The organism is Acidaminococcales bacterium, from assembly GCA_031290885.1.
Classification (GTDB): Bacteria; Bacillota; Negativicutes; order Acidaminococcales; family JAISLQ01; genus JAISLQ01.
The window spans coordinates 1-24,523 of record JAISLQ010000013.1 but is presented as its reverse complement, the minus strand read 5'-3'; the positions used below and the strand labels follow the sequence as shown (position 1 = coordinate 24,523).

Sequence of the window (24,523 nt, the reverse complement as noted above, 5' to 3'; positions counted from 1 at the left end):
GAAGAATTCAGGACGTTGGAGCGCATGCGTTCCGACGCCAGGCGCAACGAAGCGTCGGCGTTGGCCAATGCCCGGCGCGAAGCGGCAGAGGAAACCGACGCGAAGTGGCAGGGCGTCGTCGCGGCAAAGGACGCGGCGCTTGTGGAAAAGGACGCGGCACTTGTGGAAAAAGAAGCAGAGATCGCGCGACTGCGCGCCATGCTCAAAGAAGGTAGATAGCAGATACGGACAACTATGCGCGGCAAGGGCCAGTTTCCCTCCGCGTTTTTTCATCCCCGTATCCATCAGGCGTCCTCGTTCTCAAATTACCGCCATTGGCGGATAAATCTCGACTATATGATAACCGTTCAGCACATTTTGCGTCCACAACCGTTCCCATCCTTGCCGGTTGGGTCGTTAAATGCCGCTATGCCGCTTGCGCGTTTGCCTTTTTTATTATATACTATGAATGCACCCTCATGTGTCCGCTTGGGGCATACGCGCGAGGCCGACACGCCACCATAGCTCAGCCGGTAGAGCAGCGCATTCGTAATGCGCGGGTCGCAGGTTCGATTCCTGTTGGTGGCTCCAAGGAAAACAAGGCCGGAAGCGGCGGTTCGCCTGCTTTTGGCCTTGCTTGTTTTTTCTTGCTTTTATATATTTTTACTCGTTTTTTTATCTTTGTTGCAGGCCAAAATCGCTTAGCCGCCGCCCAAACCAAAGCCCCCGCGAACCAGGCTGCCCCGGCGTTCCTTTGGACAACGGCCAAGTGCCGAATTTGTTAATCCTCGGGAAGGCAAGCATCGCTTGCCGGAGAGGGCCAAGGATGGCGGGGATTCGGACGCCGCCCAGCCGGCAGCCGAGAAAGCCAGCAAGCAAAAGCAAAAAGGCAAGAGCCACAAGGATTTTCTTGTCAATGGGTATCGCACTCCCTTAGTATCTTTACAATATTTTATGTGCCTGATATTATTTAAAATATAGGGGTGTTTGAAATTACACAGAAACTATATTTCTTTGTGGATGATTCGGGAACACTACATAGAAATGAAAAGAGTGGATACTTTGTTTATGCCGGTTATGTTTTCAACAGCAAAGAAGAACTGGATGATGCAAAACGCAAATATATAAGCGCCCATAAAAAAATTAGCAAATGTATTTCGCAGAAGGGCGAATTGAAAGCGTACACATTATCAAATACACATAAGCGGGCATTGTATAAGGTTCTCGAAAAACATGAAACTTTTTCAGTAGGGATACATATTGGTCAGGTATATGGCCGTATTCTCGACAATAAAAAAGCTATATGCCGATATAAAGACTACGTTTTGAAGATAATTATAAAAGAAAAAATTTTCGACTTAATAAGAAAAAATACTATATCTCAGGATGCAGACACTCATATTACTATATCTATTGACGAACAACTTACATCTACTAATGGTTTCTATTCTTTTAGAGAATCCGTTCTTGAAGAGTTTAAACATGGCATAATAAGCTATAATTATGAGAAAATCCATCCGCCAGTATTTTTCGGCAAATTAAACATAGAAGTTCACTATTGCGATTCAAAGTCAAACTATCTAATACAGGCCAGCGACATTCTTGCAAACAAAATATGGCACTGCTATTGTTCTGACGACAAGGAAAATATATATTTAATGCAAGAACATAAAGCCTTGACATTGCCATAAAAATGTTTTATAATTCTAAGTACAGACAGAAATGTACTGTATACGCTTGGTGCTTGACGTTATGTTAAGTGTGCTTTGTGTACACCGACCCAAGCGGGGAATTGTCAGCTCGGGCTGGCAATTTTTCTTTTTAAAACCGCATCCCAACGGAAGCGCGTTCCTCGCTATGCGGGGGCGATCCCCTCCCCCCTTCTTTATAAAGCGCCCAAAGTTTACTTGCGTCTCCGACAACAATGCCTCTGAGGGCAGTCCGTAGGGGCATTGCTTTTCTTTCAAATAATTTTCAGTCGCCCTATTTTCCTGCCAGAGAATTGGGAAACGCGCATTTAGTACCAAATTTATGCAAAATAGATCTTCCCGCCGCCCCTGCCGGGGCGGTTTCTTTTTTCTCCCTATGACCGCAAAAGCCCATTTTTCAGTTTCCGCCGGGAAGCCGGCCGCGGGTTTTCGCGGCGCGGGGGCGTTATTTTTCCGTTAAAAGCTTGATCAATGCCGCGTGTTCGGCAAAGGGGGCGAGCGCGGGGGAACCGGCCGCGAAAAACTCGCAGCCCTCCTGCTGGAATCCCGGCGCGCAAGTGCAGCCGAACAGGCACCAGTCGCCCGGGCCCGCTACCGCCGCGCCGAAGATGGCGCCGCGTGGTATGGCGATGAGGGGATTTTCCCCCCGGGCGATATTTGCGCCCAGCGCCCGGACACTTACGCCGTCCCGACCGAAAATATAGATGCTGAGGGGATGCCCGGCGTAAAAATGCCACAATTCGTCGCAATCCAGCCGGTGCAGGCGCGATGGCGCGATGCCCGCCGCCAGGGCATAAGCCGAAGTAACGGCTCGCCGCTCGCCGGGCAGCGCCGCGCTTTCATAGACGCGTTTGAGATAAATGCCTTCCTGCACATGTTTGAGCCCCAAGCTGTTTACGATATCGGCCGCTGCCGGCGGCAGGTTTTTGTCCATTGCCAAACGCCCTCGAATATTTCACCCCGTTTGGGAGTTTTATCGTGCTCTGACTTAAAAGGTATCAACTGCAAAATACTTGTACGGCACTTGGACAATCTTCGCTGCCGGGAATGATGTCAACCGGACTGCGCTTCATGTTTGCCAATATTTTCCAATTCCATCTCCTATCCTCGCCGCAGTCACGTTGGCCATCTGAAACTTCTTCCCGTGCCTTCGGCGGGGTTTCAGCAGCATCCACACGGGCAATCTCCGCGCCAATCGCAAGAAAATCAATAGTCGCGTCTTTGTTTTTCAGCGGGAAGCCCGCTGTCGAGTCGATCTCCGTCAGAAGTTTGGCAGTGCCGCCGGCATGGGCATGCCAAGCGGCATGGCGAGCGGCGGCAGCCGCACGCTTTCGGCGCATGGGCGTTCAGTCAAAGCCGCGCGGCGTTTCGGTTCATCCTTTGATAGAGGCGTGCTATTTATTTTAACAAATTAAGCGCCCCGGCCCGGGCGCTTTGCTATGCTTTGGTGGGGTTAGACGGGCTCGAACCGCCGACCTCCTCGATGTGAGCGAGGCGCTCTGACCGACTGAGCTATAACCCCATGTTACACTTTTTATTATAATTTACACAGGCTATCTTGTCAAATTGCGGCCTTTGTCAGTTTATAAACAGGGCTTCTTTTCGAAAACAAGACCGAAAATATACAAGAATACATGCAACTGCCCTCTTGCGCGCCGCTGTTTTTAATGGTTAAATGTATTATTGGGCGGCGGCAGTTGGGCATGGCCACGCCGGCGCTTTCGGCGCAAATTTGCGTTTTTCAGGCAGCGCCAAAGAATTTTTTGAGGAGGACATTATGACAGACGGAAAAAGGACCGTAAAAATAACCGAAACCGTTTTGCGCGACGGCCACCAGTCTTTGGCGGCCACCCGCACGCGCTCCGGAGACATGATCCCCGTGCTTGAACAGTTGGACGACGTGGGCTACAGCGCGCTTGAGGCTTGGGGGGGCGCGACTTTCGACTCCTGCCTGCGCTTTTTGAACGAAGATCCGTGGGAACGGCTGCGCACTATCAAAAAATATTGCAAAAAAACGCCTGTCCAGATGTTGCTGCGCGGACAGAACATCCTTGGCTACAATCATTACGCCGATGACGTAGTCGAGGCGTTTGTAGAGCGTTCCGTCGCCAACGGCGTTGACATTATCCGCATATTTGACGCGCTCAACGATGTCAGGAACCTGGAGTGCGCCATGCGGGCGGCCAAAAAATCCGGCGCGCACGTGCAGGGCGCGCTTGTTTACACCATCAGCCCTTATCACCGGCCGGAAAATTTTCTGAAAATCGCCAAGGATTTGGTCCAACTGGGGGCGGACTCCATTTGCGTCAAGGATATGTCGGGGCTATTGGCGCCCTATGACGCCTACGACCTTGTGAAAACGCTCAAAGCGAGCATTGGCGTGCCCATAAACCTGCATACGCACTATACCAGCGGCATGGGCAGCATGACCTATCTCAAAGCCGTTGAGGCGGGGGCGGACATTATTGACTGCGCGCTTTCCCCTTTTGCCCTCGGCACCAGCCAGCCCTGCACCGAATCCATGGTTTGCGCTTTCCGGGGGACCGGTTACGACACGGGCATTGATCCGGAAAAACTCGCGCCGATAGCGCTGCATTTTAAAAGAGTAAAGCAAAGCCTTGAAAAGGACTTCAAGATAAACACCAACATACCCATAGACCCGGAAGTGTTGAAATTCCAGATACCGGGCGGCATGCTCTCAAACCTGCTCAACCAGATGAAGGAACAGGGCGGCGCCGACAAATATGAAGCGATGCTCTCAGAAATGCCCCGCGTGCGCGCCGATCTCGGTTACCCTCCCCTGGTTACGCCAAGCAGCCAGATGGTCGGGACTATGGCCGTGATGAACGTAACTTTGGGCGAACGCTACAAACTCGTCCCCCGGGAAGTCAAAGACATGGTGCGCGGCAAATATGGCCGGCTTCCCGGCCCGATCGCAGCCGAACTCAAAGAGAAGCTGTCCGACGGCGAACCGCCAATCGATCACCGGCCGGCCGACGACATCTTGCCGCAGATGGAAAAACTCAAAAAGCAATTAAGCGAAAAAGGCTACCCGAACGCCAGCATGGAAGACCTTTTGTCTTACGCCTCTTTCCCGGAAGTGGCGCTGGCTTTTTTTCGGAAAAACCGCTGAGGCGGCACTTTATAAAGCGATGCCCCGGCGCGGGCAGACGGCGGCCGTCTGGCTTAAATGGCCGCTAAAGGCCGATTTTAATGTTTCTGGTAAAAGAAAGGCCTTATCTGTGTATAGCCCATGTCGCGAAAATTCATGATCGCCTCGGTCCCCCCGACGAACAATACCCCCCCCTCTTTCAGGGCGGCGAAAAAGTTTCTGTAGAGTTTGTCCTTGGCTTCTTCGGTGAAATATATGACGACATTGCGGCAGAGGATGAGATTGAACCCCGTTTCAAAGCGGTCTTTCAAAAGATTGTGCTGCTTGAGCTCTATTTTGTGTTTTATCTCGTCCTTTACCATGTACCCATCGTTTACCAGGGTAAAATAGTTTTTTATTCTGGCCGGCGGCAGGTTCTTTACCTCGTTGGGAGCGTAAGGGCCGCCGGCTTTGGCTTTGGCCAGCATTTCCGTGTCAAGGTCGGTGGCGAGTATGCGATGGGCGACGCCCGGCGTCATGTCGTTAAGCATCATGGCGAGTGAATAAGGCTCCGCGCCGGTGGAACAGCCGGCGCTCCAAATGCGCAGTTTAGGGTTTTTCTTCAAAAGTTCCGGGACAATGATTTTTTCCAGATCGTCAAACTTTTCCGGCGTACGGAAAAATTCCGTCACGTTTATGGTCAAATGCTCCAAAAAAGCGTGGTAAAGATCCTTGTCCGCGCCGATCATCGCCAGGAACTTGTCGTAATCGTTTGTGCCGGCGCGCTCCATGAAATTGTTTATGCGCCGGTGCATTTGCGCCGGCTTGTAAAGGTTAAGGTCAATCCCGGATTTGCGCAGCCATTTTTCTTTGAACGATTCCCAATTTTTGTCATTTTCCCAGGCCATAAACCCACACTCCCCATCCATTAAGTAGCTGTCGCGGCGCTCCGGCGGCCGCGCGCGTTAAAACAGCCCTTTGATCACGCCGCCGTCGTCTACGTCAATCTTTTCGGCGGCGGGCGTTTTCGGCAGGCCGGGCATGGTGAGGATGTCTCCGGTCAGCATGACGATAAAGCCCGCGCCGGCGCATATGCGCGCGTCCCGCACGGTAACGGTGAAATTTTCCGGCCGCCCGAGCAGGAGCGGGTCGTCGGAAAAGGAATACTGCGTTTTGGCCATGCAAACAGGCAGGTTGGAAAATCCCAGGCCCTTGTATTTTTCCAGGGAGGCAAGCGCCTGTTTGCTGAAATTGACATTGGCCGCGCCATATATTTCGCGGGCGATGGTTTTCGCTTTTTCCGCCGGCGGGGCGGACAGGTCGTATACAGGCTTAAAGGCGGCGCTGTTTTTTTCCGCCGTTTCCACTACTCTCTTCGCCAGGGCGATGCCGCCTTCGCCGCCGCGCGCCCAGACATCGGACAGTTCCGCCGCCACCCCGAGTTTTTGGCAGTGGCGGTAAATGGCGTCAAGCTCTTCCCGGCTGTCCTGCGTAAAGATGTTTATGGCCACGATCGGCGGCACGCCGAATTTTTGGATGTTTTCCAAGTGTTTTTCCAAATTGGCCAGCCCGCGGACGAGCGCGTCTTTGTCCGGAACGGCCAAACTGCCCTTCGGCACTCCGCCGTGCATTTTAAGCGCGCGGACGGTGGCCACCACCACGGCGGCTTTGGGAGCGAGGCCGCCTGCCCGGCATTTTATGTCGAAAAATTTCTCCGCGCCCAAATCCGCGCCGAACCCGGCTTCGGTTACGACGTAATCGGCCAGCTTCAGGGCGGTTTTGGTGGCGATCAGGCTGTTGCAGCCATGCGCTATGTTGGCGAAAGGGCCGCCGTGCACTATGGCGGGGACATTCTCCAGCGTCTGCACGAGGTTTGGTTTGAGCGCGTCTTTCAGCAGCGCGGCCATCGCGCCCTGCGCGTTGAGCATGGCGGCGGTTACCGGCGCGTCCTCGTAAGTGTAGCCGACGATTATTTTGCCCAGCCGTCCTTTAAGGTCGCGAATGTTTTCCGCAAGGCAAAGAATGGCCATTATTTCCGACGCGACGGTTATGTCGAAGCCGTCCGCCCGCGGCACTCCGTCCGTTTTGCCGCCAAGCCCGACGACTATGTTGCGCAGCGCGCGGTCGTTCATGTCGAGCGCGCGCTTCCAGGTTATGCGGCGCGGGTCAAGCCGCAGCGGGTTGCCTTGCTGGAGATGGTTGTCTGTCATGGCTGACAGGAGATTGTGCGCGGCAGTGATCGCGTGCATGTCCCCGGTAAAGTGCAGGTTGATGTCTTCCATAGGGACGACCTGTGAATACCCGCCGCCCGCCGCCCCGCCTTTTATTCCCATGCAAGGCCCGAGCGACGGCTCGCGCAGGGCGACCAAGGTTTTTTTGTTGATTTTGGCCAAGGCCTGGGCGAGGCCGACGGTAGTGGTGGACTTGCCTTCGCCCGCAGGCGTGGGCGTGATGGCGGTTACCAGGACAAGGTTGCCGTTCGGCCTGCCCTCCAGCTCTTTTATGTATTCCAATGATATTTTCGCTTTATAACGCCCGTAAAGGTCAATTTGACCCTCCGGCACGCCGAGGCGGGCGGCGATTTGGGTTATGGGCAGAAGGCGGGCTTTTTGCGCGATTTCTATGTCGCTTAACATAATGCGATATACCTCCCCCAAAATATAAATCGAACAAGGCTTTATTCAAACCATACGGTAACTACGCTTTCGTCCTCCACCACCGAAAGCGCCGGCGGCTCTTGCCGCGCGGCGCGCCCGCTGCCGCGCGGCAAGAGCGCGAGCGCGTTCTGTTCGAGGATTTTCGCGCATTCCCTCATGGTAAACCCGGTTACATCGGGCACGCAAGTGTATTTGCCGTCAACGGCGGGCAAAGGAAGCTGGCGGCTTTTGTCGCCGGAAGCCGGCTCGAGGCGCTTGATCGGCGGCAGGGCGCTTTCGGCCGAAGGCTCAATGCCGCTTACCACCAGCGTCTGCTGCATTATTTCTTTAAAAACGGGGGCGGCGGTTTCGCTGCCGTAATAACTCGAATGGGGGGTATCAATGAGGACAAGGGCGACGAAGCGCGGTTTTTCCACCGGGGCGATCCCGACGAAAGAAGCTATGTATTCGTTTTTGGCGTAGCCGCCGCCCGATTTCATTTTTTCGGCCGTTCCCGTTTTGCCCGCGATTCGGTAGCCCGGGATTTGCGCCAGCGCCCCGCCGCCTTTGAGAACGACGCCTTCCATCATGTCGAGCACTTTCTTGCTTGTTTCGGCGGAAACGACCTGCGCTTTCGGCGGCCTTTCCGGCTTTTTCCGCTCGGAGCCGTCGGGCTGCATTATGCTTTTAACGATGGACGGGCGGATCGGCCGGCCGCCGCCGGCGATCGCGCTTATGGCGCAAACCAGCTGCAAGGGCGTTACCGCGATGCCCTGCCCGATAGACATGCTGGCCATGTCAATTTTGCGCATGGAATCGGTTCGGAACAATATCCCCGCTTCTTCGCCCGGCAGGTCGATGTGGGTGTAGTCGCCGAACCCGAAGGCGCGCGCGTATTTATTCAAGCGTTCCCGGCCGAGGCTGAAAGCAATCTCCGCCATGGATGTATTGAGGGAAAGGGTTATTACCTCGCTGAAAGGGATCGAACCGAAAGAGCGGCCGCCGGAATTGCTTATTTCCCGGTCGTCAATCGTTAATTTGCCGGTGTCGAAAAACAGCGTCTGCGGCTCCACGATGCCTTCGTTTATGGCGGCGGCCGCGACTAACGGCTTGAAGGTGGACCCCGGTTCGTACACTATGGAAATATTGAAATTGCGCCAAGTTTTTTCGTCGTAATTATAAAAATAATTAGGGTCAAAAGTGGGGTTGCCGGCCATGGCGAGAATTTCGCCTGTATCCACGTCCAAGACGAGCGCGGACGCCGCTTTGGCGCCGGTCTTGGACACGGCGGCGGCTATGGCCTTTTCCGCCGCGTACTGTATGCGGTTGTCGATAGTCAAATATACGGACGCCATGTCCTGCGGGCGGTCATTGACGAGCACGGAAGAAAAGATTGGCCGCCCGGCCGTGTCCGTTTCTATGAACTGCGGCAGCACCGCGCTTTTCAACAAAGAATCCAGCTCCGCTTCTATGCCGCTCAAGCCTACGTCGTCGGTACCGACAAACCCCAGCACTTGGGCGGCTAACGGCCCCATAGGATAATAGCGCTTGCTTTCCTTTATGAACCCGAACCCGTTAAGCCGGTTGTCGCTCAGTATTTTGCCGAGCCTGTCCGTGCGGTCTTTGTCCATGGTGCGTTCCAGCCAGACAAAATCTTCTTTGCCGGTAAAAATATCATAAAGTTCCTGTTCGCTTTTTCCCAATTCACGGGAAATAAGTTGCGCCGCCAGGCGGCGCGGATCCCTTTGGCCGCTTTGTTCGCGCCCGTCGTCCATGGCCGAAGGATGCGCGTATAAAGAAAGCGAGATGAGGCTTATAGCCAACTCGCGCCCTTCGCGGTCGTAGATCGCGCCGCGCGGGGATTGCAGTTCCCGCAGGATATTTTTATTGGCCGCCGCGCGCGCGGCAAGCGCCTCGCCCCTGACCAGCTGCAGCCAGCCGATGCGCAGGATGCAGGCCAAAAAGCCGGCGCCGACGATTGTCAGGACAAACAAGGCGCGGGGGGCGGCTGTTTTGTATTTTTGCCGGTTTGCCATAAATCAGTCCCCCGTCATCTCGCCCAACGCGAAACAGGCAACGCCGCCGAAGCGCTCCTTTGGCTTTGCCTTATTATGTTTAAAACTATGCCGAACAGGGCCATGTTGCTGACCAGCGAAGTGCCGCCGTAGCTTATGAAAGGCAAAGGGACGCCGATTACAGGCAAAAGGCCGCAGACCATAGCGATGTTGCCCATAGCCTGCCCGGCCAGGAGGATGTTCGCGCCGGTTATGATGATGTAGCCCTGTCCGTCGGGAGCGAGGGCGGCGGCTTTCCACAAAGTATAACTCAAAAGGGCAAAAAGAGCGATTACCGCGAGCGCGCCGAGGAAGCCCCATTCCTGGCAAAGCACGGCGAAAGAAAAATCCGTGTGCGCTTCCGGCAGATAGTAAAATTTGCTGCTGCCGTAACCCATGCCCGCCCCCATCCAACCGCCGCTGCCGATAGCCAATATGGACTGGACAGCCTGATAGCCCGTGCGGTCGGCATAAGCCCAAGGGTCGAGCCAGGCCTGCACTCTTTCCATGCGGTAACTGGCTTGTACGGCCAAAACGGCCGCCGCCGCCGGCAAGCCCAACAACAGCAGCAGGTATTGTCCGGCCGGCAGACCGCAGATGAAATAAATGGACAGGGTGAGGGAGACGATAATGGCGGCCGTACCCAAATCAGGCTGTATGTAAACAAGGGCGCCCAGCAGCATGGCCCACAGGCAGGGCGCGGAAAAAATATTGCTCCGTTTGCCGTATTCCAAACGTTTGCCGATATGCGCCGCGCACAGCATGATCACGGAAAGCTTGGCCAGTTCCGAAGGCTGGAAGGACAAGGAAGAAGCCACTTGTATCCAGCGCTGCGCCCCTTTGATCGCCGTCCCTTTAAATATAACATAAATCAGCAGGATTATTGTAAAAACAATAAAAAAATCCGCCCTTTTCCCCAACCAGACATGGTAGTCGACCAGCGAGCAGAAAAACATAGCGGCCAGCCCGACCAAGGCAAAAAGACTGTAACGGTATAGATAGTAACGGCTGTTGCCGAACAAATCCTGCGCCGCCACCTGGCTGGCACTGAATACGTTTATGCAGCCGATCGCCAAAAGTACGAGGACAAGGCAGACAATCGCCTCAAAAGGGTTTTTCCAGAAAATATTCTTTCTTTCGTTCATTGTTCGCGCCTCAAAAGAGCTTTTCCGGGGCGGGACAAAATGCCGCCGCGCAGAAACAGACGGGCATGCCCAGTCTGTGGAATTTGCGCTCGTATTCCGTCCACGCCTGGTTTTCATGGCCTGAATTGTGCAGGTCAAGGGTTTGCGCGGTTACTTTTAAGCCGCAGAAAGCAAATTCTTCCAAAGCGAAAGCAAAAAGCCGGCGGTCATCGGTTTTAAAATACAGGCGGCCGCCGGGGACGGATATATTGCGGTACTTGCGCAAAAAATCCCTGAAAACCAACCTGCGTTTAGCATGTCGGGCTTTCGGCCAAGGATCGCAGAAATTTATGTAAACCGCCCCGACCTGCCCGGGAGAGAACCATTCTTCCACGCCGGACGCGTCGCCCTCGATCAGGCGGACATTGGAAAGCGCGCCGGCGCGGATTTTGCGCGCCGCGTGATATAGTACGTCGGCCTTGTTTTCAATGCCGACAAAAAACTTTTCTTTGTTCGCCGCAGCCAAAGAAACGATAAATTCGCCCCGGCCCGACCCTATTTCCACTTCCGGGCCGGCCTTGCCGCGCAGCGCGCCGCCGGTTTGCCCGCGCAGGAAAACTATGTCGGCGTACTCTTTTATCGCCTCGGACAAGGACTTATTTTTGCGCAGGCGCATCGTCGCGCTCCCTGTTCATTAGGCCCTTTCGCCGGCAAGGCCGTATTTTTTTAAATAGCGGTAGAGAGTAACCCGGCTGACATCAAGCATAAGGCCAAGCCTGCTGATGTTGCCGCCGGCCGCTTTCCAGGCGTCAATAAAAGCGTCCCGGTCATGTTTCCATGATTTGCCTACGGCGGCGTTGCTGGGCATTTTTATGTTGCCGGCGCCGATCACATAGCCGGGCGTGTGAAAGAAAGCTATTTCCAAAACCCCCTGGAGCTGTTTTATATTGCCCGGCCAGGAACATTGCAGGATGAGGGAAAGGGCTTCCGGCGAAAGGTGTTTGGGCGGCAGGTTGTGCCGCAGGGCCATTTCGTAGAGGATGTGGTTGGAAAGCACTTCTATGTCGTCCGTCCGCTCGCGCAAAGCAGGGACGCGAAGCAGGGTTTGGGACAGGATGTTGTAGAGCGGCTTGGAAAAGAGCCCTTTTTCCGACAAGCGTTTCAAATTGGAGTCGCAGGCGGCGATCAGCCGTATGTCTACCTTCTTTTTTTTGCTATTGTCAAAAAGTTTTTTCTCCGCAAAGACTTTGGCCAGTTTGTCGCCGATGCTTACCGGCATTTTCTCGACCTCGTCAATAAAAAGGGTGCCGGCGTCGGCCAGTTCCAGCTTGCCGGATACCCAGCCGGTGTTTTCCGCGCCGTAGCCGAAAATTTCCATGTCCAAAATGTTTTCGGCGGTTTTTCCGCATTTTACCACGATAAACGGATTGGCCGCCCGGACGCTGGCCTGGTGTATGCCGTGGGCCAAACGCTGTTTGCCTGTGCCCGGCTCGCCCTGCAAAAGAATGTTGTTGCCGCTTTTGGCTATGCGCGCGGCTTTGTTTTGCAGCGCGACGAAATTTTCCGTCGTTCCCGCCATGGAGAAAATGCTGTAACGGGAATTGTAGCCGGAGGCGTGGGCGACGATGGTTTTCAGATCCTCGACGGAAAAACTGGCGACGACGACGCTGTCAACGTCTTCGCCGCTTTTTAAAGGCAGCACGGTGGTTATATCTTCATAGGTGCGGCCGCGGGCGATCCAGAGCGATTCCTTGTTGTAAAGGGGAACGCCTTGGAACCCTTTGTTGAGCGGGATATGTTCATAATTTAAAAAAACGTCGCTCAAATTGTTGTTATCGTCAAGCCGCTTGCGACCGTTGGCGTTGGCATAGGTAACTTTGCCGCCGGGGCGCACGCAATACACGGAAAAAGGCATCTCGTCAAGCAAAGTGCACAGGGCCTGTTTCTGTTCGTAAACGGCCAGATAATTTTCCAGGGAGTATTTTATGGTCAAAAGCAGGGAGAACATAAAATCATAAATAAAATCGTCCCGCGCCGGGAAGTCAATCGCGACAAGGTAGCGCAGGCGTTCGCCAACCATGATCGGCGCCGCGCAAGAGTCCGTGCCGCGCATGGCCAGGGGCCACGCTTCGGCGCCGAACAGCAGAAAGGGGACTTTGTGCTCGCGGGCGATGCTGACGCTGCTGGTGCCGATATCGCGTTCGGCGACCCTTGCGCCGGGCGCGCCGGCAAACGCGCCGGCGCCGCAATTGCAAGAATAATTTTTCAGTATGTAAGATTCTTCGTCAAGCAGGACAACGCTGAATTGATAGTCGGCGCAATACGCGCGCAAACATTCGCACAGCCCGTCCATAAATTCGATGATGCGCGCCCCGGTCGCCATGCGCTCTTCCAACTCGGCTGCGTCCTGACGGAAAGAGTCCGGCTCTTTGTCGTTGCCGGTCTTGCGGGCGCGGCAGCGTTTCCAGGACTCCGCTACCCAAGGGTGTACATTGACGTCAAGCGAACCGTCAGCCAAAAATTTCTGATAGTGCTGCTCAAGTTTTTCTTTGTCGCGGCGTTCGCGTATCATTGCCAATCCTCCCGGTTTATATGCCAAATCCCGATGGCAGCCGCCGATTTTTAATTATTCGGCGCTTGCCAAGGAAAGCGCGCGCCTTCAAAGCACGCGCCGCGCGCCTAAGTACCTTGAGCGCCAATACTGTTCGTCAAGCCCGCTGAGCATGACGCCCCGGCTGCTGGAAGCATGCCAGAATTTGCCGCCGCCGGCGTAAATGCCAACATGGGAAGCGCCTTTTGCGTATGTTTCAAAAAATACCAAGTCGCCTACGGCAAGTGCATTTCGCGCGACCGCCGAACCGACCTTGTATTGGACGTCGGCCGTCCGCGGCAGGGCAATATTGTGCTTTTGGAAAACAAAGGCCGTGTAGCCCGAACAATCAAAACCCTTCGCGTCAACGCCGCCGAAGCGGTAAGGGACGCCTTTGTAGAGCGCGGCGGTCTGGATGACGCCGGCGCCTTTGCCGGCCGGCGGGGGGGCGATTGGCCGCGCGCCCCGCCTGCTGTTGAGCGCGTCTTCTATGGCGCGGTAAGTGGCATCGTCCAAAAGGCCTGTTGGTTTTAATTTGAATTGCTTGAAATTTTTCTGGAATTTTTTGATGGCTTTGCTGGTTTTTTTGCTCATCAGGCCATCGGTGCGGTCGGTCTTTATGCCCAGGACAGGCAGGCTTTTTTGCACAAAGGCAATTTTTTCGTTTTTGCCGTCGTCCTTGCGCAGGGGCTGGCCACTGGCCAAGGCGGGCAGGGTGGAAAGAGCAAGGATGAGAACGAGGCAGAAAAGCTTGAGAGTTTTCAAAGCAAAAACCTCCTCCGGCGCTGATAATGTACGTTGCGTGTCAAAAAATGCGGCGGTTGTTTGCGCTGGCTTTCAGAAATGTTCCGCGTTGTTGTAAGGGTCGTAAAACGGCATTTTTGCAAGCTCCGACCTAGCGGCTTCGGCCTGCCGCAAAAGCCTTTCTTTGTCTTTGGGCAGCGTGCCGGCCAGTGAAAAATAATTTGATATATGGTTGCTCCTGAAAAGCATGCAAGAACCCGGGGGCAGGTCTATGCCGCGCAGGACGGCGCAAAGCTCGTCCATGATTTGCGGTGGGGTCAGGATGTCAAAATCCCCGCGTTCGTATTTTTCTTTAAGTTCGCTGCCGCGATAGAGCATGAGGGTCAGGGCGCTGAGCATGTCGGGTTTGATGATGTTTACGGCTTCCGCCGTATGGCGGGCGTGTTCGGCCGAGCCGCCCGCTCCGCCCAGGCCGGCAATGATCATCATGGAAAGTTTGATCCCGGCGGCGCGGACACGGCAGCCGGCTTCGACGGCTTCCCGCGCGTCAACTCCCTTGTTTACTTCTTTGAGCAGCCGGTCGTCTCCGGTTTCCATTCCGTAATAAAGAAGTTTCAGGCCGTTTTCGCGCAAAACCCGCAGATCCTGCGGATTTTTTCCTAAAATGGCGCGCGGCCCGGCGTAGGCCGCGACTCTTTGCAGTTTGGGAAAGGCCGCGCGAAGTTCGGACAATATGTCGATAAGCCGCCCGGTGGACAAAACAAGCGCGTCGCCGTCGGAGAGAAAAACCTTCTTTACCGGCAGGCCGGTGGCGGCCGCGGCCCGTATCTGCGCAGAAACGTCGGCAGGCGCCTTGACATGGAACTTTACCGTGCGGTACATGTTGCAATAAGTACACGCGTTGTGGGAGCAGCCGACCGTTACGCGCAAAATGAAGCTTTCCGCTTCGCTGGGCGGGCGAAACACCGGGCCGGGCTCGTCGTCAAAATACATGGGAAACTCCTTTAAGAAAGGGAAATGTCGCAAGGGGCGGCCTATGGAAACAAATGCCGCCGAAAAAACGCGCTTTCATATTTTCGTTTACGTAAAATGCCGCAACCGGCAAATAAAAAGCCAATCATAATTCAGGTACGTAATAATTTTAACAAACTTAACAAAATAATTCCACTATAGATTGAAATTTATTATTTCATACAATTTTGCTTCAAATTTTATTTATGGTAAAATAACTGTAGTAAAGTCCCGACAGCCGCTTTTAGCTACTATGGCGGCCGCTCCGGCGCTTTAAATATGGTTGCATGGGGAATGGTTTATGGACAATGCCTTTTGGCCGCTGCTCTTAGATATCGCCGCGTTGGCTCTGCTGGCCGTTATTTTGCTGAAGCTGAAAAACCAGGCCGCGCTGGAAAAAGAACTGGCCGCGCTCAAAGCCCTGCTGGATAATTTAAGCGTGAGCGGCAACCAGGAAAAACAGTTGCTGCGCCAGGAGCAAAACGAGCAGGGCCGCCATTTGCGGGAGGAGATTGCGCGCAATTTCCAGCGGCTGAACGATTTCCTGCTTGCCCAGCTTGCGCTGGCCGCAGGCCAGCAGCAGGAAAAAATTGAAAAACTGACCGAAAACATGGCCGGCCTTTTGGCTTCCAACGCGCAGCAACTGGAAAAGATAAACGAAAACGTCGGGCGCGGTCTGCGGGAGATGCAGGAAAAAAACGAGCAGAAACTGGAGGCCATGCGCGCGGTGGTGGACGAAAAACTAAGCAGGACTTTGTCCGCGCGCCTTGACGACGCTTTTAAGAACGTCGGCGAACAACTCGGGCAGCTTTACAAAAGTTTGGGCGAAATGAAGAACCTGTCCGCCGGCGTGCAAAGCCTCAACCGCGTGCTGACCAATGTCAAAATGCGCGGCACTTGGGGGGAAGTGCAACTGGGCGCGCTGCTTGAGCAGATAATGTCGCCCGGGCAATACGAGCAAAGCGTCGCGGTCAGGCGCGGCGGCAGAGAACGGGTGGATTTCGCGATAAAACTGCCCGGGCGGGGCGCGGAGCATGTCTGGCTGCCGATTGACGCCAAATTCACCCAGGAAGACTATTTGCGGCTGTCGGATGCAGCGGAGGCGGCGGACGCGGCGGGGGTGGCCGAAGCCCTGCGCGCTCTGGAAACGCGCGTCAAGCAGGACGCGCGCTCTATCAGGGACAAATATCTTAACCCGCCGGAAACCACGGATTTTGCCGTGATGTTTTTGCCTACCGAGGGGCTTTACGCCGAAGTGCTGCGGATAAACGGCTTGGCCGAATACTGCCAAAGGGAATGTCGGACAATCATCGCCGGGCCCACTACTCTGGCCGCCTTGCTCAACAGCTTGCGCGTCGGGTTCGTTACCTTGGCGATCGAGAAAAAATCCGGCGAGGTTTGGAAACTGCTGGGGGCGGTCAAAAAACAATACGCGATGTTTGACCAGCTTTTGGAAAAATCCATCAAAAAACTTGAGGACGCGCAACAGGACATGTCGGACGCGCAGGCGCGCTCCAAACAAATATACACGAAGCTGAACAAGGTCGAAGAAGCAGGGACGGAGGAGAGAGGGTTTTTGCCCGACGGCGAGGGCATGGGCGGCGGCCGCCTTTAGGCAAGGCGGCCGCCGCTTTTTATACTGTTCTTCGGCTAAAACGTGGCGAAGATTTGCGGCCGGCTTGCCGCGCCTCGCGAAAAACCGCCCCCCAAGCGGGACGTTTCCGGCAGCGTCAATACGGGCCGGCCGCAACGACAATGTTGTCGATCAGGCGGGTTTGGCCGATCTTCGCCGCCAGCGCGATAAAAACCTCGCCGCTCATTTCGCCGGCAAATTCCTCCAAGGCGGGAAAGGAATAAATTTCCGCGTATTCCAGCCGCGCGAGCGGCTCGGCGGCGATCAGGCCGTTAAGGAAAGACAGCGCGGCCGCCGGGTCTCTTTCCCCTTTTTCTATTTTTTCCCGGACCGCGCGCAGGGAACGCGACAAGACCAGAGCCGCCTCGCGCTCGCGGCCGGACAGGTAGACATTGCGCGAACTCAACGCGAGGCCGTCGGCTTCCCTGACAATGGGCATTATTTTAATTTCCGTGGGGACAAACAGTTCTTCGGCCATGCGCCGGATTACCTGCGCCTGCTGTCCGTCTTTTTGCCCGAAGTAAGCTCGGTCGGGCGCGATGATGTTAAACAGTTTCGCCACTACCGTCGTTACGCCGCGAAAATGCGCCGGGCGCGACCGCCCGCACAAAATCTCGGTCAGGCGGCCGGCGACTTTAACCCAGACGCCTTCGCCGCCGGGATACATCTGAGCGGCGGTGGGGGCGAAAACGGCTTGGGCGCCCATCTGTTCCGCCAAGGCGCAGTCTTTGTCCAAAGAGCGGGGATAGGCGTCCAAGTCTTCGGTGGGCGCGAATTGAGTGGGATTGACAAAAACGCTTACAACCACAAAATCGTTTTCCCGGGCGGCCGCCTCGATAAGCGAAGCGTGCCCGGCGTGCAGCGCGCCCATTGTCGGCACCAGGCCGACGCCGCCGCCGCGGCTTTTCGCTTCCCGGCAAGCGGCGCGCGCTTCCTGGACGGTTTTCAAAAGAAGCATGCTCATGACAGTTCCTCGCCTCCAAGTGATTTTTGGGGAACCTCTAATAAAGTTTTTCCAATATTTCCTGATCGATAGGGAAGGAATGTTCCTCGGACGGAAAACGCCGGCCGCGCACTTCGTCGACATACTGCCCGACGCCTTCCATAACTTCGGCGTAAAGGTTTTTGTATCTTTTGGCGAATTTTGGCTTGAAGCCATCGCCAAACAAGCCGAGCATATCGTGGTAAACAAGGACCTGCCCGTCGCAGCCCGCGCCCGCGCCGATGCCGATAGTGGGGATGGGTATCTTTTCGGAGATGAGCGCGCCCAAGGCGGCCGGCACACATTCAAGCACCACGGCGAAAGCGCCCGCTTCCGACAGTTGAATCGCATCGTCCAAAAGGCGGCCGGCGGCCGCGCTGTCTTTGCCCTGCACCCTGAAGCCGCCGAGCTGATGCACCGACTGCGGCGTCAGGCCGATGTGGGCAACGACGGGGATGCCGGCCGCAACAATCGCCCTGACCGCCGCCAGCGCTTCCCGCCCCCCTTCCAGCTTGACCGCCTGCGCCCCGCTTTCCTTCATCAGCCGGCCGGCGTTGCGCAAAGCGTCCTTTGCCGACACCTGATAACTCATAAACGGCATGTCCACTACCACCATGGCACGCTCCACCCCCCGGCAGACGGCCTTGGCGTGATGGATCATGTCCTCCATGGTAACAGGGAGCGTGGAGTCATAGCCGAGCGCCACATTGCCCAGCGAGTCGCCGACCAGGATAACATCCGCGCCGGCCGCGTCAAACATCTTGGCCCAAGGGTAATCGTAGGCGGTGATCATGACGAGCGGCCGGCCGTCTTTTTTCATCTGCCTGACCGTTGCGGTGGTAATTCGTTTGTTGCCCATTTCGCACATCCTTTTGTTTTTTTCTTTCCGCCGCCCGCAGTGCGGGCAGTTTAAACGATAAAAAACCGGTTCCGCGTTCCGGCGGGGGAGGCCGCAAAGCCGTTTTATCCATGTTTTGGCCGGGAGGCATTATCTTAACATTTCGCCCAATTCTTTTATTTTCTCCGCCGTCAGGCTGCCGGACTTTTGGGCAAGGCAAAGGGTTTGCCGGCTGAGGATTTTATAAAGGCCGATATATTCGGGCGGCAGGGCCTGCAAATGGCTGCCGACCGTTTGGCTGTCGCCCCGGGCGATAGGCCCGGTGAGGGCCTTTTCCGGCCCTAAGCTTTGCAAATTGCGCAAAGCGCCCTCGACCAGCGGCCAAAAGGCCGCGCGCGCCCCGGCGGGGCTGTCCGCCCAACGGGCAAAGATATTTTCGGCCGCAGCCAAAAGCGCGACGAGATGGTTGGAAGCCATGCAGGCGGCCGCGTGATAAAGCGGGCGGTCGGCATCCGGGACGGACATGGCCTTTGCGCCCAGGGCGGCGCAAAGATTTAGCATTGTCGGCAGCGCCTGCGGGTCGCCGCCGACAGCTACGTATATATTTTCAAAAACGGCGCCTTTGTCCGCGAAACTTTGCAGAGGATGGAAACCGCCCCTTGAAACGCGCGGATCCGGCGGCAGGGCGAAAGCGCTCAAAGCGCCGCTGCAATGCAGCAAGACCGCGCCGTCTTTGACGCCTTTGGCCAGGATGTCTGCGGCCGTGGCGGCAATCATGGCGTCCGGGACGGTGATGAACAATATGTCGCTGGCCGCGGCCAACGCGCCATTGTCGGCGAACGGCCTGACGCCGGCGGCTTTTGCCGCGCGGCGGCATTCGTCAAAAGTAGCGCAGGTAACGCCGGCTACGGCGCAGCCTTTTTCTTTCAGCCGGGCGGCCAGGGCGCGGCCCAAACGCCCCGCGCCGATGACTCCGATCGATTTATCCATAAAACAAACCTTTTGCTTAAAATAAAAAGCGCTTTCCCCGCCGGGAAAGCGCAAAGACAAAACCTGCCGAAAAATCGGTAAAATGAATTACCATCGTCCGTCTCAGTCACGCGGGATCCAAGCGGTTATTTATAATTTGCCGAGCTTTGGCGCTTCAGATAGGGTCATACCCTTCCATGCCTATTTTCCAGTCTACCACAATTTTGACGGGGCGGCAAGGGCTGTTTGCCGGCCGCCGGTTCTTAAAGGGAACCTATTTGGATATTTTCAGACTATCAGCACAGGCTTTTGGCACAGGCTGATCACCGCGTTGTTTACGCTGCGCGCTATGACCGAGCGCGCGCCGGGCAGTCGCCGGCTGCCGAGCACGATAAGATCGCATTCCAGCTCGTCCGCCGTCGCGGTAATGATGTTGGCGATATTTTTCCCCTGGCGCAGGAGAAAATTGTTCTCTTGCGTAAGGCCGGGCAGGTATTCATCCAATTTCTTTTTCAGGGGCGGCAAATGCGCGGACAGTTCCGCGCCGCCGCCGGCACTGTCGGGCTTTACGATGTACAAGGTAAAAAGGGCGGCCCCCGACGCCTTGGCAAGGCGCGCGGCGTGCGCCAGGGCTTTAAAGGCCCTTTCGCTGTCGTCTATGGAAACAAGTATTTTTTTGTACAAATTTATCACCCCGGCAATTGTCTTGAGCGGCCGCGCAAGGTATTGAGTTCGCGGCGCGTTTGCTGTTATAATGGTATCATTATCGGCATGAGAATTTTGGCGAGGAGTGTTTGGAAATGATTTTAAAAACGGCAAAACAAACTTTATTGCTGCTGGCGGCCTTATGCGTTATGGCAACGGCGGGCGGGGCGGCCCAGGCGAGGGCGCTGTCGGAAATCGTCGATTCCAAGGTTTTGTTTGTAGGCGTGCCGGGCGACTATGAACCTTTTGCTTTTCCTGATTATGACGGCGAATACATCGGGCATGACGTTGACGCCGCCAAAACAATCGGCCAGGCTCTGGGCGTGGAAGTCATATTCGTTAAATCGTCCTGGCCGGATTTGACCAAGGACCTGCTCGCCGGCAAGTTCGACATGGCGGCGGGCGGCATAACCAGGACGACGGCAAGGCAAAAGGACGGTCAGCTTTCCGACATTGTCTATTATTTCGGCAAATCCCTCATCATCCGCAAAACGGATCAAAATAAATTTTCCAAATTGGAAGCGGTCAACCAACCTGACGTAAAAGTGGGGGTGAACCCGGGCGGGACAAACGAGCGGTTCGCCCGCGCCAACCTCGCCAAGGCCAATATCGTCGTAATCAACGACAACATGTCCATCCCCGGCCGCGTCGCCAGCGGCGAATTGGACGTTATGGTCAGCGAGAACGTCGAAGTGAAAAAATACACGGCAAAGGACGCGCGGCTGGCTGGCGCCTTCGTGGAAAAAACCCTGACGCGCGACACGGGTGGGTACTTTTTCCGAAAAGCCGATCGCGAGCTTTTGGATTTTGTCAATTTATGGCTGTCTAACGCCAAAGTCAACGGAACGCTGGAAGGGCTCTACGACAAATGGATAAAATAGGCGCCGTTATGCCCGGCCGAGCAATTTTTCCAGCAGGGCTTTTTCCTCCGCCAGTTCTTGGCGCAACCGGCTGACGTAGAGTTGTTCATGCCCGCGCAGGGCATCGCGCAGGGCAGCTTTCTCCTGCGCGGGCATTTCCGGCGCCGCGCCCTCGCATGAATGTCCGGCCAACCGGATCCCGCTCTCTTCCAATACGGCGCGGGCGGCAAGCAAGCCGCGCCCTTTTGCCCGGCGCAGGTCAAAGAGGCATTTGTCTTTGTTCTCCATGTCCAGCAGACGCCGCCGCCCTTGCTCGCCGGGCGCGTCTATCCGCAGTTTGTGGCCTAAAGCGCCGGCTATGGCGATGTTTGCCGGAAAGGACGGGCTGAGAGGATTTATCCCGACGGCGGCTATGCGGACGCCCGCCCGGCTAAGTTCCGTGCCGATAAGGTAGTGGGCGTGCGGCGTCAAGTCGCCCAGCTTTGCGGAAAGGTCTATCGGCCAAGGGGCGCCTTTGAAATAAGCGTTGTATATATACTGGATATAGGCGATCGCTTCGCCGTAGCATAAAGCCAGCCGGATCAAATCAAGGCGGGTGTAGGATATTTTGCCCCATTGTCCGAGCACGAAACTTTTCCCCCCATAATATTCGTTCAGGGCGGACATGAACTCCGCCGGCAATTTTTCTCCGGCGGACGCCGCTTCCCGTTCGGAAAACAGCAGCGCGGCCGGCGACGCCTTGCCCCGGCAGTCGATGACGATGCCGGTGTATCCGCACAAAAGGGCGTTCATGATCTCCCTTTCATCGGTGGCGGCGGAAAACTCCGCGCCATAGCCGGTGGACAGCCCGGCGCCCAAGATTTGCCAGGCCGCTTCGCCCATCGCCGCAGACAGGCTTTCCGCTTTGTCTTGGCGGGAAACGAGAACCGGTTTTATTCCCCCAGCGGACAGGCTTTCCACGAAACTCGGCAGCAGCAAGCCAAAATCATCTTCGATGCCGAGGCTGGGCGTCTGTCCGCCGCAAGCGGCGGGAGCCGTCCATTTGAGGAAAAGGCGCAGCGCCTGTGAGTTTTTGTTGTTGGCGGGCGCGACGCGCACCCTCACGCCATACCTGTACTCATCGCGCGTACATTCCAGCCGGTCGGCGAAGGCGCAGGGGCCTTCGGTCAAACAGACGAGCTGCGCCCCGCCCGGCAGCAGCCCGGCAAAGCCGTGCGGGATGGCGGCAATGGATTTTTCTTCAATGGCCGCGCCGCCGGCCTTTTTAATGATATCGGCGGCTTTTTTTGCGTTAAGGCTCATGTTTTTCTCCTTCTGAGCGTTTCTTTATTGCTTTGTCGCCATAATTGCCCGGCCGTTTCCGTCCGCCGCCGGCATGTCACCGAAAATTGCGGCGGCTGAGCTGGCTTGCCGGGATTGGCGCGCTTCGCGCCTTATATTTGTTTTTGTTTTGCGTTTCTGGCGAGCGGGAAAATCCAACCGGTAAGGCCCGGATCCTTGCTGCGAGGCATAATCGTCCCGGCGAGCAATTTTTCGCAACAACGGCTTGACAAAAAATGAAAAATAATAGATAATAATTATTAGATAGTAAAAAATATATTATCAACAAGGGGGACTTCATTATGGAAAAAACAATGCAGGGACTGGCGGCCGCTTTTGCGGGGGAATCGCAGGCCAACAGAAAGTACACGGCTTACGCCGCGCAGGCCGACGCGCAGGGGTACAAACAGGCGGCTAAACTTTTCCGGGCGGCGGCGGAGGCGGAAACCTTGCACGCGCTCGCCGAATTTAAAGCGCTGGGCAAGGTAAAGGACACGGCGGAAAACTTAAAAGACGCCGTAGCGGGGGAAACGCACGAATTCAAGAGCATGTACCCGGAATTCATCGAGTACGCCAAAGAGGAAAAACAACCGGCGGCCCAACGCATTTTTGAACAGGCGGCGGCGGCGGAAAAAGTGCACGCCGAACTTTACCAAAAAGTTTTGGACAACCTCGGCAAGGCGGACAGCTCCGATTACTATCTTTGCCCGATCTGCGGCTATATACACGAAGGGCCTTACGAAGGCGCTTGTCCGATCTGCGGGGCAAAAGGCTCTGCCTTTAAAAAATTTTAATGCGATGAGGACGCTATAGAAAGTCCGATAAATCTCCCGCGCCGCGCGCGGGAGATTTATCTTTGCAAAAAGATGAGCTCGAGCAGCTTGTTGGCGCTGTTGGCGAGAAATTGCGGCGTAGGCATCGCGCCGGTCAGGAACAGGGCTTCGATGAGGCAGACGCCCACGTAACTTAGCGCGATTATTTTGGCGTAGATGCGCCGCCTTTTTTCGATAAGGCTTATTTTGTCCACAAGCCAGTATTTTTGCACGCCGATCTTGATAAGGAAAGAGCGGATTTTTTTCAGCAGGCTATGCGGGAACGGTATGCCCTCAAGCGTCTGCAAAAGGACGATCCATTCGCGCAGGAGCGGCATAAACACTTGGTCGCGGGCGACTTCCGCCTGCAATATCTCGATCCTGCCATGCCGCGACGCCCACACCCTGCGCATGGGCATAAGGACTATGCGGAAAATGACAAAAGGGATAAGGACGATCAAGGTGTTGTAAATAAAAATAAAGGGCAGGGAAAAAAGATCGGCGGACTCAAACGGCGCCAATTTCACATAAGCCATGCCAAAAGGCACCAAGAAACTTACCAGCAAAAAAGAAGTCGCTATGGCAAAAACCCATTCCAGCCAATTGCTGGAGAGGCCGGTTTTATAACTGGAGCTTTCGGGGTCAAAGTCGGCATCTTTGTAGCGGGCGGACGGTATGTGATACAGATACAAACGCATTAGCGGCGGTTTGTCGATGATTTCCGCGCCAAATATTATATGGCTGCGCATGTATTTTTCCCTTTGCGCGGACTTGCCCGTGCCGAACAGGGACGAAAGCCGGTGAGGGGCTTCGGGCTTTTTCGCAAAATCCCGCCCATCGATGCATTGGAGTATCCACGGGCGAAAATCTATGTATAAAAGCTGTTCCTGCAAATAAAAATGCGCCTTTAAGTATTTGCCTTTCTGGAAAAAACTGCCCCAAAAACTTATTATGGAAATCAGTTTCTGGCCGCACCAATACCTGATGGCTTTGGGCAAAAGCGATATGATATGCACATTGATCTCCGTAAGCTCAAAGACCGCCGTGCTCGTCCAGATGTCCTGCCAAATGTCAACAAGGCGCACCTTGGCGTGAAAGCTGAAAGGCCGGAAAAACGAGCCGAGTTCCACTTTGGCGTAAATGCATTGCTCGTCAGGGCAAAAATCCAAAGACACGTTCCTTACGAAAGCCTGCGCGGGCTTTAATATATCCATAAGTACAAGCGTCATGTCCAAAGCGGTGAGGTCATAGGTCTGATAAAGCGCCTTGGGGGAAAAGTTATCCTTATGGCTTTTTTCGGAAGGGACGTCTTTGTTTTGCCGGAAAATATTGATAAGCCGCTTGATCCGGTTTTTCATCAAAAAGCAACCGCCTTTTTATGGCTCAGTTAGAAAAGCCCGTCTAAATTTTAACACAACAGGCCAAATGAAGCAAATGCCGACAGCGGCAAAGGCGCGGCGTTTATA

Annotated in this window: 22 protein-coding genes and 2 tRNA genes; 7 read left to right on the top strand and 17 right to left on the bottom strand. The window is 55.2% G+C overall.

From position 1 onward, the window contains the following. The 3 genes from LBO03_02220 to LBO03_02210 form a co-directional block, all read left to right on the top strand. A partial coding sequence (locus tag LBO03_02220; GenBank protein ID MDR3348415.1) for a hypothetical protein occupies positions 1-219 on the top strand: 219 nt, incomplete at its 5' end. Positions 220-494: 275 nt separating this feature from the next. Next, positions 495-570: transfer RNA gene (locus LBO03_02215), tRNA-Thr, on the top strand. A gap of 392 nt (positions 571-962) precedes the next feature. After that, a complete protein-coding gene (locus LBO03_02210) occupies positions 963-1,670 on the top strand; it encodes a DUF3800 domain-containing protein (protein MDR3348414.1) in 708 nt (235 codons plus the stop codon). A 463-nt stretch (positions 1,671-2,133) separates the two neighbouring features. On the opposite strand, the gene LBO03_02205 is transcribed toward LBO03_02210, so the two are convergent. The 3 genes from LBO03_02205 to LBO03_02195 form a co-directional block, all read right to left on the bottom strand. Continuing rightward, positions 2,134-2,622: a cupin domain-containing protein gene (locus LBO03_02205; GenBank protein MDR3348413.1), complete on the bottom strand. Its 489-nt coding sequence runs from the start codon at positions 2,620-2,622 to the stop codon at positions 2,134-2,136. 64 nt (positions 2,623-2,686) lie between these two features. Further along, the gene (locus LBO03_02200; protein ID MDR3348412.1) at positions 2,687-3,028 is read right to left on the bottom strand and encodes a hypothetical protein; all 342 of its coding nucleotides are present in this window, start codon (positions 3,026-3,028) and stop codon (positions 2,687-2,689) included. 105 nt (positions 3,029-3,133) lie between these two features. Continuing rightward, positions 3,134-3,210: transfer RNA gene (locus tag LBO03_02195), tRNA-Val, on the bottom strand. A 255-nt stretch (positions 3,211-3,465) separates the two neighbouring features. On the opposite strand from LBO03_02195, the gene LBO03_02190 reads away from it, so the two are divergent. Then, a complete protein-coding gene (locus LBO03_02190) occupies positions 3,466-4,821 on the top strand; it encodes a pyruvate carboxylase subunit B (protein MDR3348411.1) in 1,356 nt (451 codons plus the stop codon). A gap of 77 nt (positions 4,822-4,898) precedes the next feature. Here LBO03_02190 and LBO03_02185 read toward each other — a convergent pair whose 3' ends face one another. From LBO03_02185 to LBO03_02150, 8 genes are all read right to left on the bottom strand, one after another. Then, the gene (locus LBO03_02185; GenBank protein ID MDR3348410.1) at positions 4,899-5,687 is read right to left on the bottom strand and encodes a protein-glutamate O-methyltransferase CheR; all 789 of its coding nucleotides are present in this window, start codon (positions 5,685-5,687) and stop codon (positions 4,899-4,901) included. 57 nt (positions 5,688-5,744) lie between these two features. Beyond that, entirely contained in the window at positions 5,745-7,415 is a 1,671-nt protein-coding gene (locus LBO03_02180) for a formate--tetrahydrofolate ligase (protein MDR3348409.1), read from the bottom strand. A gap of 41 nt (positions 7,416-7,456) precedes the next feature. After that, positions 7,457-9,451 carry a peptidoglycan glycosyltransferase gene (locus LBO03_02175; protein MDR3348408.1) on the bottom strand — a complete coding sequence of 665 codons (1,995 nt, stop codon included), beginning with the start codon at positions 9,449-9,451 and terminating at the stop codon, positions 7,457-7,459. 14 nt (positions 9,452-9,465) lie between these two features. After that, the gene (locus tag LBO03_02170) at positions 9,466-10,614 is read right to left on the bottom strand and encodes a putative lipid II flippase FtsW (GenBank protein ID MDR3348407.1); all 1,149 of its coding nucleotides are present in this window, start codon (positions 10,612-10,614) and stop codon (positions 9,466-9,468) included. 10 nt (positions 10,615-10,624) lie between these two features. After that, positions 10,625-11,269 (bottom strand): tRNA (guanosine(46)-N7)-methyltransferase TrmB, encoded by a 645-nt coding sequence (trmB, locus tag LBO03_02165; protein MDR3348406.1) that lies wholly within the window; start codon positions 11,267-11,269, stop codon positions 10,625-10,627. 18 nt (positions 11,270-11,287) lie between these two features. Next, positions 11,288-13,165: a sigma 54-interacting transcriptional regulator gene (locus LBO03_02160; protein ID MDR3348405.1), complete on the bottom strand. Its 1,878-nt coding sequence runs from the start codon at positions 13,163-13,165 to the stop codon at positions 11,288-11,290. 87 nt (positions 13,166-13,252) lie between these two features. Next, positions 13,253-13,948 (bottom strand): C40 family peptidase, encoded by a 696-nt coding sequence (locus LBO03_02155; GenBank protein MDR3348404.1) that lies wholly within the window; start codon positions 13,946-13,948, stop codon positions 13,253-13,255. A 72-nt stretch (positions 13,949-14,020) separates the two neighbouring features. Continuing rightward, on the bottom strand, positions 14,021-14,920 hold the full coding sequence (locus tag LBO03_02150) for a radical SAM protein (GenBank protein MDR3348403.1): 900 nt from the start codon (positions 14,918-14,920) through the stop codon (positions 14,021-14,023). A gap of 319 nt (positions 14,921-15,239) precedes the next feature. Between LBO03_02150 and rmuC the strand changes: the two genes are divergently transcribed. Next, positions 15,240-16,553: a DNA recombination protein RmuC gene (gene rmuC / locus LBO03_02145; GenBank protein MDR3348402.1), complete on the top strand. Its 1,314-nt coding sequence runs from the start codon at positions 15,240-15,242 to the stop codon at positions 16,551-16,553. Positions 16,554-16,668: 115 nt separating this feature from the next. Here the strand turns inward: rmuC and panC are convergent, their stop codons facing one another. From panC to LBO03_02125, 4 genes are all read right to left on the bottom strand, one after another. Beyond that, positions 16,669-17,535 carry a pantoate--beta-alanine ligase gene (panC, locus tag LBO03_02140; GenBank protein MDR3348401.1) on the bottom strand — a complete coding sequence of 289 codons (867 nt, stop codon included), beginning with the start codon at positions 17,533-17,535 and terminating at the stop codon, positions 16,669-16,671. A gap of 37 nt (positions 17,536-17,572) precedes the next feature. Continuing rightward, positions 17,573-18,412 (bottom strand): 3-methyl-2-oxobutanoate hydroxymethyltransferase, encoded by an 840-nt coding sequence (panB, locus tag LBO03_02135; GenBank protein ID MDR3348400.1) that lies wholly within the window; start codon positions 18,410-18,412, stop codon positions 17,573-17,575. A gap of 129 nt (positions 18,413-18,541) precedes the next feature. Beyond that, positions 18,542-19,381 carry a DUF2520 domain-containing protein gene (locus LBO03_02130; GenBank protein MDR3348399.1) on the bottom strand — a complete coding sequence of 280 codons (840 nt, stop codon included), beginning with the start codon at positions 19,379-19,381 and terminating at the stop codon, positions 18,542-18,544. Between the two features lie 267 nt (positions 19,382-19,648). After that, on the bottom strand, positions 19,649-20,044 hold the full coding sequence (locus LBO03_02125; protein MDR3348398.1) for a universal stress protein: 396 nt from the start codon (positions 20,042-20,044) through the stop codon (positions 19,649-19,651). Between the two features lie 116 nt (positions 20,045-20,160). Between LBO03_02125 and LBO03_02120 the strand changes: the two genes are divergently transcribed. Then, positions 20,161-20,946, top strand: coding sequence for a transporter substrate-binding domain-containing protein (locus LBO03_02120; protein MDR3348397.1), 786 nt, complete (start codon positions 20,161-20,163; stop codon positions 20,944-20,946). Between the two features lie 6 nt (positions 20,947-20,952). On the opposite strand, the gene LBO03_02115 is transcribed toward LBO03_02120, so the two are convergent. After that, positions 20,953-22,227, bottom strand: a complete 1,275-nt coding sequence (locus tag LBO03_02115; GenBank protein ID MDR3348396.1) for a hypothetical protein — start codon at positions 22,225-22,227, stop codon at positions 20,953-20,955. Between the two features lie 320 nt (positions 22,228-22,547). Here LBO03_02115 and LBO03_02110 point away from each other — a divergent pair, with 320 nt between their 5' ends. After that, on the top strand, positions 22,548-23,039 hold the full coding sequence (locus LBO03_02110; protein MDR3348395.1) for a rubrerythrin family protein: 492 nt from the start codon (positions 22,548-22,550) through the stop codon (positions 23,037-23,039). Between the two features lie 56 nt (positions 23,040-23,095). Here the strand turns inward: LBO03_02110 and LBO03_02105 are convergent, their stop codons facing one another. Beyond that, positions 23,096-24,415 carry a hypothetical protein gene (locus tag LBO03_02105; GenBank protein MDR3348394.1) on the bottom strand — a complete coding sequence of 440 codons (1,320 nt, stop codon included), beginning with the start codon at positions 24,413-24,415 and terminating at the stop codon, positions 23,096-23,098. Positions 24,416-24,523: the final 108 nt, after the last annotated feature.